Raw genomic sequence first — 657 nt, 5'->3', positions numbered from 1 at the left:
GGTGGATTTAGTTTGCGGTGGCGTGGTCTAGTCGGGGTGCGTTCGCATGACTTCCTCGTTTGTCAGTGCCGGCCTCTTCGCGGCTAAAGCCGCTCCTACAGGGGTTACGCGTTTGTTGTAGGAGCGGCTTTAGCCGCGAAAGGGCCGGCAAGTCCAATCACAATGTCAGGGTCAGGCCTTTGACCAGCGCACCTGGCAAATGACTCGACCCGGTGCTGCGTTGTCCATAGGTGCTGGTCGACAGGATCATCTCGCGCTCCTGGGTCAGGTCCTCCAGTTGGCTACCGAGCAAACTGTACAGGCTGTCATCGAAGCGCATGGTGCTCACTGGCCCCTGGATCTGCCCGTTCTCCACCCAGAAGGTGGCGAACCGGGTCAGCCCGGTCATACGCGCTGCTGGCAAGTCCGAGTAGTTGAGGTACCACAGGTTGCTGATGTACAGCCCAGTGCCCAGCCGCTGCAAGACCTCGTCCATGGGCAGGCCACCCGGTGCCAGGCTGAGTGCGCAGGGCGACTCGTAACTGTCGGCGCCGTTGGCCAGCAGCTTGAATTCGGCGGCGCTGCGCGCGCTGATCAGCCGTTGCGCCGCCCGGCCTTGCTGGATCAGCGGCACATCCAGGCGCGGTGAGCCTTCATCGGAAAACGCCGGGCTCAGCG

The 657-nt window shown here is 62.9% G+C and carries 1 protein-coding gene; it reads right to left on the bottom strand.

Translation table 11 applies throughout. The features are described 5' to 3' along the window. Window positions 1-157 precede the first annotated feature (157 nt). On the bottom strand, window positions 158-657 hold a 500-nt coding region (locus GYA94_RS26685; protein ID WP_255327007.1), incomplete at its 5' end, for a metallopeptidase TldD-related protein.

This window comes from Pseudomonas juntendi (assembly GCF_009932375.1).
Taxonomy (GTDB): Bacteria; Pseudomonadota; Gammaproteobacteria; order Pseudomonadales; family Pseudomonadaceae; genus Aquipseudomonas; species Aquipseudomonas juntendi.
This window is presented reverse-complemented; position numbering and strand designations above follow the sequence as displayed.